The organism is Spiroplasma sp. ChiS, from assembly GCF_002968355.1.
In the GTDB taxonomy this organism is placed as follows: domain Bacteria; phylum Bacillota_I; class Bacilli_A; order Mycoplasmatales; family Mycoplasmataceae; genus Spiroplasma; species Spiroplasma citri.
The window spans coordinates 1-779 of record NZ_PUUH01000223.1 but is presented as its reverse complement, the minus strand read 5'-3'; the positions used below and the strand labels follow the sequence as shown (position 1 = coordinate 779).

At 23.6% G+C, this 779-nt stretch carries 4 protein-coding genes; all 4 read right to left on the bottom strand.

Translation table 4 applies throughout. The features are described 5' to 3' along the window. Positions 1–2 precede the first annotated feature (2 nt). Genes C6B38_RS05900 through C6B38_RS10170 form a run of 4 tightly spaced genes read right to left on the bottom strand, consistent with a single transcriptional unit; the run spans position 3 to position 751 of the window. Positions 3–251, bottom strand: coding sequence for a pentapeptide repeat-containing protein (locus C6B38_RS05900; RefSeq protein ID WP_105298837.1), 249 nt, complete (start codon positions 249–251; stop codon positions 3–5). Continuing rightward, on the bottom strand, positions 226–390 hold the full coding sequence (locus C6B38_RS10180; RefSeq protein ID WP_162475907.1) for a hypothetical protein: 165 nt from the start codon (positions 388–390) through the stop codon (positions 226–228). The genes C6B38_RS05900 and C6B38_RS10180 overlap by 26 nt, the downstream gene beginning before the upstream one ends. 45 nt (positions 391–435) lie before the next feature. Continuing rightward, the gene (locus C6B38_RS10175; protein ID WP_162475906.1) at positions 436–582 is read right to left on the bottom strand and encodes a hypothetical protein; all 147 of its coding nucleotides are present in this window, start codon (positions 580–582) and stop codon (positions 436–438) included. Position 583: 1 nt separating this feature from the next. Continuing rightward, complete coding sequence (locus C6B38_RS10170) at positions 584–751, bottom strand: hypothetical protein (RefSeq protein ID WP_162475850.1); 168 nt, start codon at positions 749–751, stop codon at positions 584–586. Positions 752–779 lie beyond the last annotated feature (28 nt).

Below are 779 nucleotides of genomic sequence, written 5' to 3'. Positions count from 1 at the left end.
CATTATTCATTCTCCTCAATAACAGTTAATTGTTCTAATTGTTGCTTAGTGATTTTAATACCTTCTAAATCAGCACAAGATAAATTAACACCTCGTAAATCAGTATAAGATAAATTAGCATCTCGTAAACAAGCATATTCTAAATTAGCACCTTGTAAATCTAATTTTTCACTTGCTAAATATTCATTGATTTTTTCTTGTTCAACAGTTATTCCTGTTAAATCTTTAATTAAATCTTGTAATGTTTTCATTTTCTAATTCCTCCAAATTCTTTTCCATAATTAATTTTTCAATATAGTCATAAGCACTTTCTTCTGAATGACATTCTTCTAATGCTTCATTAAATAAATCTTCTTCTGTGTAAACTTTGCCATCTTCATCTTTTCACATATTATTCACATCCTTTTATTTGTAATTCTTTGTATATTTCGCATTTTAAAAACTTTCTTTATTAATTTGATTAAAAATTTTTTCTAATTCAGCATAAATCATTTGCTTCATAGTATTTTGCCCATATCCATCAAATTCACCATCATTTATTGAAATTAATAATTTAGCAATATTTCTTTTTATTTTTTCCATATTATTTATCTCCTTGTCATTTAATATTTTTATCTTCTAAATCAATAATGGTTGTTTGAGAACAACTTTTATTTTTAGCAGTATATTTTGCTTCTTCTAATGTATAAAATAATTCAGTATCTATTCCAGTAAATGAACTATTTGTTATTAATAAATATCTTTTTTCCATAATTTAATTCCTCCTAATTCTTTTTACC